Consider the following 16,421-nt stretch of genomic DNA (forward strand, 5'->3'; position numbering starts at 1 on the left):
CAGGACCGTTCCGGTCCGTCTGCCCTTATCGTACCGAATTGCTTTTTCTCCGTCGATAGGAAAGGTTTGTGGGAACCGAAACTATTTCCAATTTAGGGTATGTATGTAAAATCAGGATCCCATTTAATTCGCAAAAGGGTGTCGGAATCCGCCCTCCCACATCTCTCTGATGGCCGAATCAAGACCGTGTTCCTCTAACGTCTGGATCCACCAAGAAGCCCGTTCCTTTTCTTTTTTCACGATAGGGCCTATGATCCTCCACCGCCTCGCAAAAAAGCTGTGAAGGCTTGATAGGTTTCGGTAGAACCGTCGGACATAAAAGATGATGCCGTCCTTTGTCGGGAGAAACGGAGCCTGGTTCGTCCTTTCGGTCAATCCCAACTGCTCTTTCACGACTTGCCATATGGCGGACAACGTATACTGAAAATACGGGAGGAGAAAGGAAGGCAGCACACTCACCGTCTTCAAGCATTCCCGACAGCGATACCGGACAATCCAAATGCGATAATCACCATGTGGGGTCAATGCGTTTCGCTCATAGTAACCGTGGCGGTGCAACGGGCGCTTGGCCCGGCAATGCGGACACTTTTTCAGAAGAGGGAAGTCGTTTTCTTTTCCACGCTCTGCATACGTTTGGACGTCAATGCCAAAGTCATGAAATTGGATCACGTCCTCCTCCCCCTCCTATGAACCGATGGATTTTCTCTTCCGAAATAATTCACAAAAAATTTAGCACATTCTTTCAGAAAAGGGGAGAGGGCTTTCTGAAGGAATGTGCAAAAAAATGTCTCTTTTGTTCCGAAATAAAGTGATAATTTACAATGACACAATTTCGGACTTGCCTTTGATTTTGCGAATTATACCACAGCGATAATCTCAGGGGAACTATGACAATGTTTTAAAGTGGTGATTTTAATGTTTATTATACCACAGCGATAATCTCAGGGGAACTATGACAGTGACATTAACGGGATATGCACAAATCAAATTATACCACAGCGATAATCTCAGGGGAACTATGACCTGAGAAGCAGAATCCCATACTTGCCTAGAATTATACCACAGCGATAATCTCAGGGGAACTATGACAACGCGCGGAGAAGGAAGTTGACGCGGAGGATTATACCACAGCGATAATCTCAGGGGAACTATGACAGAGGGCAATAGCTGCCCATTCCGCGTTTGATTATACCACAGCGATAATCTCAGGGGAACTATGACCAATCTCAACTATGGCGTTATTTAGAGGTTATTATACCACAGCGATAATCTCAGGGGAACTATGACATTATAAAAATCAAATTGTAATTTGTCATAATTATACCACAGCGATAATCTCAGGGGAACTATGACTATACACATAATATGTACCTGAATCCGTGACAAAACATCTTTACAATGGTCGCAAACCGTTGATACGATAAGGGAAAACGACGTTGACGATTCTTCATCAAGTAGGTGATATGATGAAAGATTTCCCGATTCGGTTTGTATTGACAGATGAAGCGATTACCCCAAGTGCTGGGCTTGCTCTCGTTGGCTACTTACTCCATCGAACGAAACTGGATAAACGGGTAAACGCACTTCGGCTTCCAACGGTTCGTCGAGAAGTGCACATTTCCCATAGCGATGTCATTCGCTCGATGATTGGCTTGCTTGCCACAGGAAAAACGGATTTCGATCATATCGAAGCGTATCGTCAGGACGATATCTTTTCGGCATCGATGGGGATTCAGCACGTGCCTTCCTCTCCAACCTTGCGACAACGACTCGATCAGCTCGCTTGTCTTCCGATGACCGAAACGATTCTTTGGGAGGAGTCCATACGTCTGTTGATTCAACGACATGCCACTTTGTCCCCTTGTTGGACCAAAGGAAAGACGACATGGCTTCCCCTTGATATAGATGGTTCCCCATTTGACAACTCCGATACGAAAAAAGAAGGAGTCAGTCGAACGTATAAAGGATTTGACGGTTTTACACCGTTGTTTGCGTATGCAGGGAAGGAAGGGTATCTCGTTCATGCCGAGTTGCGTCCAGGGAAACAACATGTGCAAGACAACATGCCCTCGTTTTTAGTCACCGCTATCCGTCGAGCTCGTCAACTGACTTCATCTCGTCTGCTTGTTCGCATGGATGCAGGAAACGATGCAGAAGCGAATGTGCACGTATGCCTAAAGGAAGACGTGGACTTTGTCATCAAGCGAAACTTACGCCGAGAATCGAAAGCGCTTTGGTTCCAGATCGCTTCGCAAAAGGGCAGACGCGTCGATGATGGACAAAGCGAAGGAGTACAAACCTATGAGCTATGCCTTCCACAGAAGGCAGCGATCGATGGAAACACGTATACGTACGTTCAAGTCACCCAAGTGACGGAACGGACGATGGAACGCAATGGACAGCTGATGCTCGTTCCTGATTATGAAGTGGAAAGCTATTGGGTGCGGCTCAAAGGATACGAGCATGTTCGAATGAGCGATGTGCTCGCGTTGTATCATGACCATGCGACATGCGAACAGTTTCATAGCGAACTGAAGAGCGACTTAGATTTAGAGCGGCTTCCATCTGGGAAGATGAAAACGAATGCGCTCGTGTTGGTCATGGGAGCCTTCGTTTACAATCTTCTTCGTCTGATTGGACAAGATCTATTAAGCGATCCGAGACATCCGTTGCACCACAAAGTGAAACGCCGTCGCATCAAGACGATTATTCAGACGGTGATCACGATGGCAGGTCGACTCGTCCGCCGATCACGACAGATCTGGATGAAACTGACGCGAAGGAGTGGGTACAGTATACTCCTACTGAATGTGTATCAAAAATGGAAAGAGGCAAGATAACAAACAGATGTTCGGGTACTCATATCCATCACTCCCCCCTGTACTTTTTTTGTCTCTTTTTTGGTTTGTATCTCCATAAAAGAGGATTTATCTCGTTTTCAAACATGAAAGTGGTGCAGGGAATCATCAAAAAAAGGGATGTATGGATCATATATCCATAGAACTAACACCAAAATCAAAGTTGATTTCCAACCATCACGGATTCAGGATGTATTATACTTAGTAAATTATACCACAGCGATAATCTCAGGGGAACTATGACCAGGCTCAACTATGGCGTTATTTAGAGGTTATTATACCACAGCGATAATCTCAGGGGAACTATGACCACATACGGAAAGGAGCATGACGCAAGAGTATTATACCACAGCGATAATCTCAGGGGAACTATGACTCGAGATCAAGAGCTAAAACTTTTTCGAGATTATACCACAGCGATAATCTCAGGGGAACTATGACGTTAGGATGATACTTGTGTTAGAAGGAAAAATTATACCACAGCGATAATCTCAGGGGAACTATGACCGTTCCTGGGCCGTCGTCGAATCACTGCACATTATACCACAGCGATAATCTCAGGGGAACTATGACCCAGCTGGTTTTTAACCCATTCGTCGATTTATTATACCACAGCGATAATCTCAGGGGAACTATGACTTCCTCCCGATCAAGTGGATGCCCATGAAAATTATACCACAGCGATAATCTCAGGGGAACTATGACAAACGCATAAAACCATTGTCGTCGATCCCCCGGGGTTTTAGCACGATTGGAGGTCGACGACAATGTGGGGCTTGACGGCGAAGGACCATCTCACCCCTTCATCCTTTCAATCTTCTCCATCGGCAGTCCGGTCGGTTCGTGGATCGTGTCGACATCGTATCCTTTCGCCAGCATTCTCTTCACCACGTCGAGCTTCCCTTCCTCGATCCCTTCTTGGCGTCCTTGCTTCATCCCTTGCTTTAACCCCTGTTCGATTCCTTGTTGGATTCCCTTTTCCATCCCCCGCTGTTCGTATGAGACGATGAGCTCCATCACACGCTTTGCTTCCTTCGTTTCCATTTGGCTCCCCTCGTGTCGCCGTTTTGCTTCCTCCTCTTCAGATCGCCGCAAATACGTCTCGAAAAAACCGAACAACAGCCGCTGTTTCGCTTCATCCAATTCGAGACGGACGAGCATGCGCAAAAATTCCTTTTGGAGAAGGAGACCCGATCGCTCCGGGCTCCTTCTCTGGCTCGTGGATGGACTACCCGTTGATATCCTCTGTCAGCCTCCCGATAATTGCCTCTTGATACCCCGCTTTTTTCGTTTCCGCCATCTCCTCTTTCAGCGGCTGCAGCGGCGTCGACGTTACGGATGCGAGCTTGGCGAGGCGCTCGGGGGTGAGGTCGACGACAGGGTTGGCGGCCCTATAATCCTCGACGGAAAAGCGCCAAAGGGTGACGGCCTGTCCATACCGCTCCTGCAGCCGCTCTGCCATGGCCAATCCTTCTGGGTCGAAGTCGCCGGAGTAATACAGCTTGGCGCCTGAAGAGGCGAGAAGATCGAGCAGCTTCATCGTCGCCACGTTCATTTGCCCGTTCGTGCTGACAAGCGGGGCGCGGGTGTCAAGCAGCGTCGAAAAGACGCCCGCGTTTTCGACAATGTACACCGTCCCCCCATGGGCAGGGCGGGCGCGGACAAGCGACAGCACATCTCTAAGCGGCATGTTCAGCGCTGTGTTCGCCTCCCAGGCAGCGGAGAAAACAGGATGCGGTCCGTCCTTGGTTTCAGCAAGAATGTTGGCGCATGTGACAAAGTTCAGGATATCCTCACGGAGCAAGCCGACGGACTGGAGCAACTCGTTGACGCTCTCTACAGATGCCATGTCCCAATCCCCGGGCACGGTCGCTTGCAACGCCGAAAGCAACAATCTCCCCGGTAGCGTGGACAAATCGAACGCATGCGGGTCGCCCGCCACTTGCTGGGCAAAGAGCGGGAGGCGCATGTATGACGGGAGCGGGAGGCGGCCCAAAGCCGCGCTGACAAGGCGGATGGCCTCCTCCAGGCTGCGGCGGTCGGTTTCGTACGCCGTTTGGACGAAGCGCTGAGGGCGGACCGACTCAACCCAATGATGCTCCTCGGTCAGACGCGCAAAAAAACGATCCCGTTCCTCTTCCTCCGCCTGGCGCCGTTCTTTGTTTGAGACAAGCGGGGCGCCGAAGTACTGTTCAAGCAGCTCGACAAGCCCAACGCCCGCAAACCTCGTCTGTCCGAGCTGTTTTTCAAACGCGATAAGGGAGACGCGGGAGACGTCTTTGCCGAAAAAGGCGGCCACCGCCTCCCGCTCTTCATCGGTGAACACCTCTAAAGACACCGCGCCGCCGACGCGGCCGAGCGACTCGTACTTGCGTTTCATTTCGGCAAACAGCCGCTTGAAGCCCGGTTCGGATCGGAAAAAGGCAGCCGCCTCCTTGGCCGTGCTCACGTTTCGATCATCTCCCATTCTTTGTCATCGACCATGAGCTGTTTGACGCGCCCGTTCCAACGGTAATGAATGACGGTCACAAACGACGCATTGCGCGGGCGGACGAGTTCGCAAATGGACAACGCGGGCACGGTGTCGTAGTCGCCCCAAAGCGCCTGCGAGTTCATGATGTAGTTAAAGCCGAGCTGTTCGACAAGTCCGAACAGGTTGCGGATGTTGTTTTCATCGACGCCGGCGAACGCCTCGTCGAGCGAAATGATGTACGGGGCATCATCGCCCGCTTCTTGGTAGCGCGAATACGCCGCGGCGAAAAGGGGAATGTACATCGCCATCGCCTTTTCCCCACCGCTGAATTGGTAAAAGCGGTGGTTCGTCAGCTCGCGTTTCGGCTCGTTTGTTTTTTCATAGTACAAAGTGAAGGAAAACCATTTCCGATAGTCGAGCACTTCTTTAATGATTTGATGGAGCGTGCTGCCTTGGCCGCGCTCTTCAAGCAATTCGCGGGCGCGGGCGATTTTCGAGCGGAAATGGTTCGTCACTCGCTGTAAATCTTCCTCTCTAAGCAGCCGCGGATCAAGCCGCAACAGGCGCACCAATTCTTTCGTATCGAGCTCCGCTTCCGTCTCCGCCGTTTTTGGCTTCCATTGAATGGACAGCACAAGCCCTGATGATGTGTCGAGGCCGCCCATCAGCTTGTTCATCTCATTCACCCACCGTTCGGCGCGCTGGATGCGGCTGCGCAAAATGCGGCCGACTGATTTTAAGATGACGTCCTCATACAGCTCGCGGTCTTGTTCTTTCATATACTCGTGCTGCAAGACGATGTCGCGCTCCACTTCCGCCAGCACCGCAAACGGCGTGGCGCGCTCGCCTTTGTAGTCGAGGTAAATGACGTGCCGTTCTTGTTTCTCCCGCCAGTCCGCGGCTTTCATGGCCATCTCATCGTCTGGGGCAGCGGCGGTCCATTCGGGCTTCGTTTGTTCTTCCAGCGGCTCGAAGGACGCCCGGTATTCGGTCAAGTTGGACGACTCTTGGAAAAAGACGGTGTTCAGCCGCGCCAGAAGCGAGGAACGCGTCTCTTTTAACACTGCTTCGTACCGTTGTTTCGCTTCTTTCGCCTGCTCCAGGAGGGATCGGGAACGATCAAGATCCACAAGCCCAAGCGCCGCTTCACGGGCAAACGACTTTTCCCACATCGCGGCGAGCTCGCGGGCGAACGCTTCCCGCTGCGCCCCTTTTTCCCGCTCTTCGACTAAGCGCATGAGCCGCTGTTCCGTCCGCGCCCGTTCGTTGACAAGGCGCGGAATTTCTTGGCGCAAAAACGCCAATCGTTCTTGAATGCGGGCGATTTCGGCGCGAATGTCATCCGCCCCCATTTGCGCGAGCGTCCGTTCCATCTCCGCGATTCGCAAGGCGAGCCGCTCGGTTTCATCCCGAAGCCGATTTCGTTCGCCTTTCGCTTCGTCGATCTCCGTTTCCAGCGCCGCGAGCCGCTCGCGCTGTTGGGCGATCATCGCCTCGGTATGGCACGTTTCGCGGTAAAGCACTTCGAGTTCGTGCACATGGCGGACGTACGATTTCATGGCGAGCTGGGCTTGTTCACAACCGTCTAAAGTAAAGGCCAAATCGAGCTCGGCCGACTCGTCGTGGAGCTGTTGTTTGATTTGTTTCCATTCGCGCGCCAAGAGAGCGGCTTTTTCTTCTTGCCGCTTCCATTCCCGTTCTTTGCTTTCGGCTTGGCGGCGCGCTTCTTGCGCTTCGTCAAACGCGGTGCGCACATCGCGGTCCGATGGGAAGGACGCCAACCAGTCGGCGAGCGCTTGGATGGCCGCTTCCACCGCCTGATGCGCCCCGCGCAGACGGTCGATCTCTTGCCCCACAGCGGCGATCTCGGCTTCCAGCGCTGCGATGTTCTCAAGCCGCCACCGTTCGCGCGCCGCACGGCCAATGAACATCGCCTTCGATCTCCGCGGCGCATGGCCGCGGACAAGGCCGAGCGAATAGCGCCCCGTTTCATCGATCGTCATGCCGCCTTCTTGGTCGGCATCGGTGATGACGATGCTTCGGAGCACTTCGTCAATCCGCTCCATTGACACAGGGGCATTGGCATCTGGGCGCAAATAATCAGCAAGCGTGTGCGCCATATGGACCGGTTTCGGAATGAGCACACGGTCGCAGGCGACGTCGATCTCGCGAGCAGTAATGAGGGCGTCAAGCAGCCCCGCGTGTGAAAGCGCCGATTCGATTCGCTCGCGCACATCGTCAGGCACATCGTCGACAAATTCGACCGCGGCATAAAGCGGGACAAACGGAATGCCTTTCTCCTCCAGCGCCAACCGGGCGGCAGTGGTTTGTTCATCCCGTTCAGGCTCGGGGTCGCGTTGTTCCCGCCATTGACGCAGTTCGGCCTCGCGCTCTGCCCGTTTTTCTTCCAACATACGGATGTCATGCTCGAGCCGCCATTTCTCATCCTTTTTCTTGCCGACGGCATCGTAATACGCTTGCACGAATGGGCGCTTCAAATCATCGAGCGAATACTGTTCATAGAGGGCGCCCATTTGTTGCAAAAACGCCTGAATGTCCGTTTCGGAAACGTCGATTCCTCCCTGCTCGACCCAGGCAAGCACGGCTTGTTCAAACCGCTCTTTCTCCTCTTCGAACAGCTCTTCCCATTTCCATTGCTGGTGGCGCCATTCGTCCATTTCCCGCCGCCTTTCGCCCGCTTCGCTGCTCGCTTCTTCATAGCGTCGTTTCACCTCGTCATGCCTGCGCCAAAGACGCGCCAACTCCTCGAGCTGCTCGATATGGCGGTCGGCTTCCTGTTTCCACGCGGCAAACGAAAACTCTTGTTGCTTTTGGCGATGGCGGTGAAAATCGTCTTCGTTCGTTTCATGCAAGGAAAAGGATCCTTCGTCGGCATCCATACGCAGCTGCTCCAGCTCGTCTTCAAGCTTCCGCTCAAGGTCATCCAGCCGCGCTTCCGCTTCATCGAGGCGGCGGCGGTGCTGACGTTCCTGTCGTTCTTTTTCCGCAATCGTCTGCTCGTGCCGCTCCCGCCGTTCCTCTAGGCGCTGCCGTTCGGCTTTCAGCTGTTCATACTTTTCCGCCTGCTGGAACACTTCATGGCCAGCCAAGTCGATTTCGCGCGCTCGCAGCACGTCTTCTTCGCGGCCGAGGCGGGTGATGGACTCCTCAAGCTCATCAAGCGCCTTTCGCGTCTTTTCTTCTTCATCGTGAAGGCGTTGTTGCTCGGCGGCGAGCTGTTCGGCCTGCTTGACCGCTTTTACGTATTCTGCCGCCTTTTCGGCGATCATATATTCGTTGTACAGGCGGTATTGATCGCAAAGGCGCTTCAACGCCCGTTCGTCGCGTTCGAGCTGCTCAAGCTGCTGCTTGGCTTGGTCCATGTTTTCAATCGTTTCGGATAAATGGCGGAGCTCGTCATCGGTCAACGGAGGCAGCGAGCTTTCCAAAATCTCATAAATCACCGTCGGCTTAAAGTCTTTCGACAGCTTCGGGCTGCGCAGTTGAATGAGCAGTTCGATCAATTCTTGAAACGCCTCGAGCGATTCAAAGCGAAACACATGCTTATTGACGAGCTCCATATACTCTTTTTGCGTCTCGACGACCGTCCCGCCCGCACCGAGCAATGCGGCGAGCTCGCGTTTCGTCAGCGGGATTTTTTCACCTGTTTTTTCTTGTTTATACAACTGAAAGTCATAGCCGATGCGGCGGTTGTCGAACATGACAAACCCCCAAAAGTCGAGGCTTTTTTGCCGCTTTGCCCGCAGGCCGATGCCCGTTGTGACGTATTGGTCGGATGCTTTTCGTTTGTATTCCAAAAACAAATACCCCGTCCGCTCATCGCGATTGACGACGTCTTTTTCCCCAAGCAAGTAGTCTTCCATGCGCCGCGCCCGTGAGCCGAACGGATCGAGGCGATCGGGCGTCTTCTTGCCGTCTAAAAGCACCGGGATCAAGCTTTGCATCGTCACCGACTTGCCCGCCCCGTTGCTTCCCCGCAACAGCAGCTTGCCGTCAGCGAAATGAAAATACTGCTCGTCGTAATACCAAAAATTAATCAGCCCCGCACGATGAAGCACCCATGGATTCGCCATGTTCTCCTCCCTCTTTCGCGTCAAAATCATCTGGATACCGTCCCGACACCCGCCCGAGGAGGGGGTAAAGGACGATCATTCCGGTGTCGTGCTCCACATCGGCCATGCGCCATTCGTTGAGCGCCGCAAGCACTTCGCGGACAAGCTCGGCAGCCGACATGTCGCGGTACGTTTTCCCCCACCCCGCCCCGTAACGGCGGCGGCAATCGGCAAGCCAGGCGGAAAATTGTTCAGACGTCAACCGGATGCGGCCGTATTCATCCGGTGGATATTCCCCAAGCCGCTCGCGCACCAAGGCGGCAAAATGAAGGATGATCTCCGACGTTCCTTTCTGATCAGGAAATACGGTGTACGGCGCCTGCCGCTCAGGCAACATCAACATGGCGGCGTTTTTGTACAACTCGTACCGAAACGGCGTATGCGCTTCGATGTCATCGCGCAGCCGATGGCGGAAGTTGCGCAAGTAGTAAAAATCTTGCTCGTCCCCTTCTGTCCGATGCACCGCCGGGGATAAAAACAGCTTCCGATACAGGCGATGGCGCCGATAATCTTGCGGCGAGGCTTTCCACTCCTCGGCGAGCAATTCGTCGATCGATTCATATTGCAACAAATCTTTCGGATGCGTACGCATAAAATAGCGGGCGAGCACCGGCACTTCGTACAGCGCTTCTTCCTCCACATGCTGGGCGAACGCTTCAATCTCCCCATCCATCCGGCGGACAAGACCGATTTGTTCCGCCGTTTTCAACACGCGGATGAGCGCGCGCCGATGCGCGTAGTTCGTCCAATCGACTGGTAGATCCCCCGGGTACATGGCGCGAATTTCTTCGCATACGTCAGAAAGCAAAAACTTGTCCTCCACCGCCTTGCCTTCCAAATACGCCATCAAGCAGCAAAACAGCGCATAATCGAGCGGCTCTTGAAACGACTCGATGCCCATCCACGGCTCGGGATCGGCGGGAATTTTCTCGAGCTTGGCGAAATAGCGGTGGACGATGAGTCGATACCCAAACTTCTCCTCCACATACCGTTTCAACACATGTTCACGCTCGCGGACGAGCTGGTACAAATCCGGCTCTTGGTCGCGAATGATCCAAAACTGCTCAAACAGCGCGGCGAGCGCTTCTTTCGCCTTGTCGTCAAACGCCGTTTCCATCCTCACTCACCTCCCGAAAGCACATGAATTTCGTAGTTCGGCATCACGAGTTCCCCATCTTCTGCACGAAGGCAAATCGTCCCCTCTTTGTTCACCACTTTGACCACCCACCCGTTTTCCGTCTTCATTGCTTGCCCCTCGCGCCCCATCGCCTTGGCGATCCAACCGAGCAGCGTTTTTCGTACATATGGAGTCACCTCGGGAAGGTCAGCCAGCACGATTTTTCCATCGGTCACAAGCTGTCTGAGCGCCGCTTCCTCGCGCTCTTTTTCTTCCAAATAGCGAAGGCGCGCTTCTTCTTTCTCCCGTTCTTTGTCTTCAATCGCCTGCGGCTTTTTCTTTTCCCCGTAATGGCGGACGCGCGGCTTCGTCACCCACTCGGCTGGCGGCTCGTCCCATACGTCGCGGTATATGTTGTCGGTCGCCTCCGCATCAGCGACGAGATGTTTCGTATGGAAGCAGCCGAATACGACCGCTGACAGGCAGTGCGCCTCTTCAATCGATTCAAGGCGGGAAAACCAGCGCGCCAAATGCAAGTAGTCGCCTTTGCGGCTGCGAAAATGATGATGCCGCTCGCCAAGCCGCTGCACGACGCGCGTCAGACGGCGAATCGCCTCATTTGTCTGGTATTGCAAAAACGAAAGCTCGCTCTCGCGCCCGTTGCGGCCTAAAAACCATTCACACAAGCTGCGCCACGTCTCCCATTTTTCTTCAATCTGCACAGCGCGCGGCGGCGGTGCATCGGCAAAGCGCGGGATCGACCGCTCATAGTCGACGACATGCCCGATGAACTGCCGAACCCCTTCTTCCGGCAGATCTTCAAGCAATTGTTCAATCTGCATCGACGTTTTTTGCAAGGCGACGATAAAATCGCGCAAGTACGCCGTAAACTGCTCTTTATAGACGAGAAACGACTCGGACGTCATCCGCTCTTCCACGTTTTCGCTATGTAAATAGGCCATATAGTCTGCGGAATTTTGGATGATTTTCTTGAAATAATCGAACGTCTCTTCCCATACTTGGTACATTTCATCTCTCTGTTCCTGAAACCCGGAGGCGATGATCGCCTCGATGCGGGAAAGGGAAGCATACAAGCGGTCAAACCGCGTTTTCTCAAGCGATCCTCCGAACGAATCCCCAAGCTGCTCAAGCGTGCGGATCATCCGCTCGATCTCCACCGTGTACGGACTGCATTGGTAGCGGAATCGCTTTTTCTTAAACTCTTCAATCGTCCGCACGTGGGACGTCTCTTGACGGGCGATCAAGTTGTTCCATTTCACGAGCTGGTCGAGGTCTTGCTGCAAGTCATCTTCTGTGTAATCGGCAAACTCCTCGTGCTGCTTTAAAAAAGCGTACACTTCTTCTGGAAACAAATATTGGCGCATCCGCTCGTGCTGAATATAGAAATAGCGCAAAATCGCACGGTAGCGGTGCGCGTTTTCGGTCGATAAATATTTGGTTTCGACAATGGGTTTGAGCCATGTGGCATCCATCTCCGTCCACCTTCGCTTCGGTTTTTTCCTACTGTTTATTGTAACGATTTTCTCCGCTCTTTTTCTAGCAAAAACCGTTTTCCTATTTTTTCTCGCCATCGGCGCGCGTTTTTTGTAAAATAGAGGGGAAAAGGAGGTGAAACGAATGGAAGCGTTGCTGCGGGAAATTTTGCATGAAGTGAAAGCGACACGCACGGCGGTCGAGTCGCTCGAGCAGCGGGTTGGCGCCTTGGAGGGACAAGTAGCCAATCTCAATGAAAGAACGGGTGCCCTTGAAGTGCTGGCGGCCAACCTTAATGAACGAACAGGCGCTCTCGAAGCGCAAATGGCCCAGCTCAATGAGCGGACGAGCGCCCTTGAGCAACAATTCACTCAGCTGAACGAGCGGACAAGCAACCTCGAACACCAAGTCGCCCAACTGAGCGAACGCATGGGCACCGTCGAACACCAAGTCGCCCAACTGAACGAATGCATGGGCACCGTCGAACACCAAGTCGCCCAACTGAACGAACAGACGAACACGCTTGCACAGCGAATCGACCTGCTTGATGAGCGCACAAGCGAAACGAAGGCGATCGTTGAAGCGCTCCGCCATGGGCAAGAAGTGCTGACCGCCAAATACGAGGCGATGGCGCACGACCTCCACCATATGAAAGGCGACCTCACCCGTATCACTTCCATCCTCGAAGACAAAGTGCTGCCTGCCCTCGCCGAACATGAAGCGGGACTGCACGTCTTGAACGCCCGCGTTTTCAAAACGGAAAGCACCCTTCATCGCCTTGTTCATGCCTAATGCGTTCCCCATAAAGAAACGTTCCACATTGATTCCCTTTTCACCCGGCAGCCGTGGGCTGCCGTTTTTTGTTTTCCCCTTCCCTCACGGGTCGCTGCTCCAAGGCATCAAGCAGGAGCATCCCCCATTCTCGGTCCACGGCTTGGGGCAGCTCTGGCTGGCGCATCAACGGATGAGCAAAAACTTTATTCGAACATCTCGAATTCGGAGCATTCTGAAGGATTCGCCAGCATTCCGGAGCATTTTTTAGGATCAAGGAGGAGAGGGCCATCATCACCGCGAGAGCAGGCGAGAGGCAAACATATCGGCTGATACCAAATTTGCCAGTTGCACCCAAATTGCGGTATCCTTTGTTTGTGACGCTTTTTCATCCCCTCCGCGTCTTGTTGCCGCCTTTTTTCATCCCCCTTTATTTGTATGACAACAGCCGAAAAAGAAGGAATGGTGTTGCGAAAATGGATTCGATCTTTGCTCGCTGTCGGGCTTGTGTTTGGGTTAGCGGCCTGCAGCGAAACGAGTGATGCGAAAGGGAAAATCGTCATTAGCGGGAAGAAGTTTACCGAGCAGGTGATTTTGACGCATTTGTTGGCGGAATATGTAAAGGCCAACACCGATTTGGATGTGGAAGTGAAGGACAGTTTGGGCGGCGCGTTTATGCTCCAGCAAGCCATTGAAAATGGCGATGTCGACATGTACGTTGAGTACACCGGAACGGGATACTTAAACATTTTAAAACAGCCGTACGATCCTAAAAAGACGCCCGAACAAATCGACAATGAAACGAAGAAATTATATAAGAAAAAATACAACATCGCTTGGCTCAAACCACTCGGATTTAACAACACCTACGCCTTGGCCATGCGCAGAGACTTGGCGGAAAAGCTCGGGTTAAAAACGTACTCCGATTTGGCCAAACACTCGTCCTCCCTCACCTTCGGGTCGGACGCCGAGTTTTTTGAGCGAAGCGACGGCTATGATGGGCTTGTCGATGCGTACGGATTTCAGTTCAAGAAAAAAGTGACGATCGATCCAGACCTGCAATACGAAGCGGCGAAAAACGGGGAGATTGACGTCATCACCGCCTATACGACTGATGCAAGAATCAAAAAATATGATTTGGTCGTGCTAAAAGATGATAAGAACTACTTCCCGCCATACCACTCCGTGCCGATCATCCGCCAGGAAGTGCTCGATGCCAATCCCGGGCTTGAGGAGAAACTAAACAAGTTGGCCAACATTTTGACCGATGAAAAAATGATGGAACTAAACGGCCAAGTGAACTTGGAAGGAAAACAGCCACGTGAGGTGGCAATCAACTTTTTGAAATCGGAAGGACTGATCGACTAGAAAGCGAGGAATGTCAATGATTCGGTTTGAAAACGTGACGAAACAGTATGAGGACGGCTTTGTCGCCTTAAAAAATATGAATCTTGAAATCCGCAAAGGCGAGCTGGTCGCCTTGATCGGGCCGAGCGGGTGCGGGAAAACGACGACAATGCGGATGATCAACCGCTTGATCGAGCCGACATCGGGCAAAGTGTACATCGACGGGCAAGACATTTCCCAGCTTGACCCGGTTGAGCTGCGGCGCAACATCGGCTACGTCATCCAGCAAATCGGCTTGTTTCCGCACATGACGATCGCGGAAAACATCGCACTCGTGCCGAAACTAAAAAAGTGGGAAAAACACGCCTATGAAAAACGGGTCGACGAATTGCTTGAGCTCGTCGGATTGGATCCAGCGACGTTCAAGCACCGCTACCCGTCAGAGCTCAGCGGCGGCCAGCAGCAGCGCGTCGGCGTCGTCCGCGCCTTGGCCGCCGAGCCGGATATTATTTTAATGGATGAGCCGTTCAGCGCTCTCGACCCGATCAGCCGTGAACAGCTGCAAGATGACATCATCCGTCTGCAAGAGGAGATTCAGAAAACGATTGTCTTTGTCACCCATGATATGGACGAAGCGATTAAAATTGCCGATCGGATTGCGCTGATGAAAGATGGTGAAATCGTCCAGTTTGCGACGCCCGACCAAATGCTTCGGCGGCCGGCGAACTCGTTCGTACGCGAATTTATTGGTGAAGATCGGCTGCAAATGCGAACTCGCCAAACAGCCGTGCCAACAGCGGAAGATTTAATGTCCGATGACGTCGCAACGATTTCGCCACGGCGTGGCTTAGCCGAAGCGTTCCGGCTAATGAAAGCGAGAAAAGTAGACAGTTTGGTTGTCGTCGATAAAAAGCACTCGTTTCTCGGCATCGTGACACTCAAACAAATCGAACAACGATACAATGAGGAACATTTGCTTGTTGCGGACATCGCTGATTACGATGTGACGACATTACAAAAAGAAGCGGGTGTCACCGACGTCGCTGCTTTGTTCCAAGACTCGGATGTGCGCATCATTCCGGTGCTCGACGGCGACCGTCTTGTTGGCGGTATTACGCGCTCGAGCATGATGCGTGCACTCGCTGAGTGGACGTTCCAGCAGCACGCATAACGGGCAACGGAACATGCGCAGGCAAATCACAGCCGGAAAACTCGATGCCGCAATCGCCTCGCTTGAACAACATGCCTCATGTTGAAAAGGAAAAATGGCCTCGAGCGGTTTGTCAACGGAATTCGTTCTGCTTGCGAATAAAAAGGGATGACCGTTTTTATCTGAACTTCTCACGACGAAGCAGCAGCCATCCGCTGCCGCTTTTTCCGCCAAGGAGGGATACAATGGAATTATTGCAGACGTTTATCGAACGACAAGAAGAGATTTGGATCGCTTTTCAAGAGCACGTACTGTTATCCGCTATTGCCATGGGCATCGCCATTGCGGTTGCCGTGCCGCTCGGTGTGGTGTTGGCGCGGTACCGCAAACTTGCCGAGCCGATTATCGGCATTGCCGCCATCATTCAGACGATTCCGAGCCTGGCCTTGCTTGGATTTATGCTTCCGATTTTCGGCATCGGCAAACTGCCGGCGATCATCGCGTTGACGCTGTACGCCTTGCTTCCGATTTTGCGCAACACGTACACGGGCATTCTCGGCGTTGACCCGGCGCTCGTTGATGCCGGACGAGGAATGGGGATGACATCGCGGCAAATTTTATGGATGGTCGAGCTTCCCCTCTCGCTTCCCGTCATTATGGCTGGCGTGCGCACGGCGACGGTGCTGACGATCGGCGTCGCCGCCTTGGCGACCTTCATCGGCGCCGGCGGTCTTGGCGACTTGATCGACCGCGGCTTGCGCATCGCCGATAAAAACTTGATTTTAGCCGGGGCCATTCCTGCGGCGATCTTAGCGATTGCCTTTGACTGGCTGCTGCGCAAAGTGGAAAAGAAAGTGACGCCAAAAGGGTTTTGACAGGCCACCAGATGTTGACTTCTTCCATACGCTTCAGGCAACCAACAAACACAGTGGCCCTGACGCAAAACTTCCTAAGATGGAAGCCGTCTTGAAAAAGGTGTCCTCCAACAACTATTGTTGAGCTGATTTTTCATTCAATCACCAGCCTTCTAGGCATGAATATGCCCCATTAAGGCACGCGTATTTTCACTGAAACAAGT

The 16,421-nt window shown here is 52.8% G+C and carries 10 protein-coding genes, 1 pseudogene and 2 CRISPR repeat arrays; of the genes and pseudogenes, 5 read left to right on the top strand and 6 right to left on the bottom strand.

Features of this window, described 5'->3' with window-relative positions; genetic code table 11:
* Window positions 1-123: 123 nt before the first annotated feature.
* Window positions 124-669 carry a DUF6431 domain-containing protein gene (locus tag NSS88_RS06865; protein ID WP_033011705.1) on the bottom strand — a complete coding sequence of 182 codons (546 nt, stop codon included), beginning with the start codon at window positions 667-669 and terminating at the stop codon, window positions 124-126.
* 187 nt (window positions 670-856) lie between these two features.
* Window positions 857-1,353: direct repeats of the CRISPR family, unit length 36 nt; unit sequence ATTATACCACAGCGATAATCTCAGGGGAACTATGAC.
* A gap of 113 nt (window positions 1,354-1,466) precedes the next feature.
* Here NSS88_RS06865 and NSS88_RS06870 point away from each other — a divergent pair.
* Window positions 1,467-2,840, top strand: a complete 1,374-nt coding sequence (locus NSS88_RS06870) for an IS1380-like element ISGsp2 family transposase (RefSeq protein ID WP_012748994.1) — start codon at window positions 1,467-1,469, stop codon at window positions 2,838-2,840.
* A 226-nt stretch (window positions 2,841-3,066) separates the two neighbouring features.
* Window positions 3,067-3,563: a CRISPR direct-repeat array (repeat unit 36 nt; unit sequence ATTATACCACAGCGATAATCTCAGGGGAACTATGAC).
* 90 nt (window positions 3,564-3,653) lie between these two features.
* Here NSS88_RS06870 and NSS88_RS06875 read toward each other — a convergent pair.
* The 5 genes and pseudogenes from NSS88_RS06875 to NSS88_RS06895 all read right to left on the bottom strand — a co-directional run.
* A pseudogene (locus NSS88_RS06875) lies at window positions 3,654-4,037 on the bottom strand (DUF4351 domain-containing protein); the annotation flags it as partial.
* Between the two features lie 49 nt (window positions 4,038-4,086).
* Complete coding sequence (locus tag NSS88_RS06880; RefSeq protein ID WP_033016650.1) at window positions 4,087-5,307, bottom strand: TIGR02679 family protein; 1,221 nt, start codon at window positions 5,305-5,307, stop codon at window positions 4,087-4,089.
* Complete coding sequence (locus tag NSS88_RS06885; RefSeq protein ID WP_049626822.1) at window positions 5,304-9,425, bottom strand: TIGR02680 family protein; 4,122 nt, start codon at window positions 9,423-9,425, stop codon at window positions 5,304-5,306. Before NSS88_RS06885 ends, NSS88_RS06880 begins: the two co-directional genes overlap by 4 nt.
* Window positions 9,385-10,581 carry a TIGR02678 family protein gene (locus tag NSS88_RS06890; RefSeq protein ID WP_049624943.1) on the bottom strand — a complete coding sequence of 399 codons (1,197 nt, stop codon included), beginning with the start codon at window positions 10,579-10,581 and terminating at the stop codon, window positions 9,385-9,387. Before NSS88_RS06890 ends, NSS88_RS06885 begins: the two co-directional genes overlap by 41 nt.
* Window positions 10,582-10,583: 2 nt before the next feature.
* A complete protein-coding gene (locus NSS88_RS06895) occupies window positions 10,584-12,074 on the bottom strand; it encodes a TIGR02677 family protein (RefSeq protein WP_033016653.1) in 1,491 nt (496 codons plus the stop codon).
* A gap of 145 nt (window positions 12,075-12,219) precedes the next feature.
* Here NSS88_RS06895 and NSS88_RS06900 point away from each other — a divergent pair, with 145 nt between their 5' ends.
* The 4 genes from NSS88_RS06900 (at window position 12,220) to NSS88_RS06915 (ending at window position 16,218) form a co-directional block, all read left to right on the top strand.
* The gene (locus NSS88_RS06900) at window positions 12,220-12,867 is read left to right on the top strand and encodes a hypothetical protein (RefSeq protein WP_341083742.1); all 648 of its coding nucleotides are present in this window, start codon (window positions 12,220-12,222) and stop codon (window positions 12,865-12,867) included.
* Between the two features lie 444 nt (window positions 12,868-13,311).
* A complete protein-coding gene (locus tag NSS88_RS06905) occupies window positions 13,312-14,214 on the top strand; it encodes a glycine betaine ABC transporter substrate-binding protein (protein ID WP_049626823.1) in 903 nt (300 codons plus the stop codon).
* Window positions 14,215-14,230: 16 nt separating this feature from the next.
* Window positions 14,231-15,364 (top strand): betaine/proline/choline family ABC transporter ATP-binding protein, encoded by a 1,134-nt coding sequence (locus NSS88_RS06910; protein WP_049626819.1) that lies wholly within the window; start codon window positions 14,231-14,233, stop codon window positions 15,362-15,364.
* 224 nt (window positions 15,365-15,588) lie between these two features.
* The gene (locus NSS88_RS06915; RefSeq protein WP_049626818.1) at window positions 15,589-16,218 is read left to right on the top strand and encodes an ABC transporter permease; all 630 of its coding nucleotides are present in this window, start codon (window positions 15,589-15,591) and stop codon (window positions 16,216-16,218) included.
* The last annotated feature ends 203 nt before the right edge of the window (window positions 16,219-16,421 follow it).

The organism is Geobacillus sp. FSL W8-1251 (assembly GCF_038005945.1).
In the GTDB taxonomy this organism is placed as follows: Bacteria; Bacillota; Bacilli; order Bacillales; family Anoxybacillaceae; genus Geobacillus; species Geobacillus stearothermophilus.

Bases quoted from the DNA above. Each gene is read 5' to 3' on its own strand.
- NSS88_RS06870 (WP_012748994.1), top strand. From the start codon at position 1,467: ATGAAAGATTTCCCGATTCGGTTTGTATTGACAGATGAAGCGATTACC.
- NSS88_RS06885 (WP_049626822.1), bottom strand. From the start codon at position 9,425: ATGGCGAATCCATGGGTGCTTCATCGTGCGGGGCTGATTAATTTTTGG.
- NSS88_RS06890 (WP_049624943.1), bottom strand. From the start codon at position 10,581: ATGGAAACGGCGTTTGACGACAAGGCGAAAGAAGCGCTCGCCGCGCTG.
- NSS88_RS06895 (WP_033016653.1), bottom strand. From the start codon at position 12,074: ATGGATGCCACATGGCTCAAACCCATTGTCGAAACCAAATATTTATCG.
- NSS88_RS06900 (WP_341083742.1), top strand. From the start codon at position 12,220: ATGGAAGCGTTGCTGCGGGAAATTTTGCATGAAGTGAAAGCGACACGC.
- NSS88_RS06910 (WP_049626819.1), top strand. From the start codon at position 14,231: ATGATTCGGTTTGAAAACGTGACGAAACAGTATGAGGACGGCTTTGTC.
- NSS88_RS06915 (WP_049626818.1), top strand. From the start codon at position 15,589: ATGGAATTATTGCAGACGTTTATCGAACGACAAGAAGAGATTTGGATC.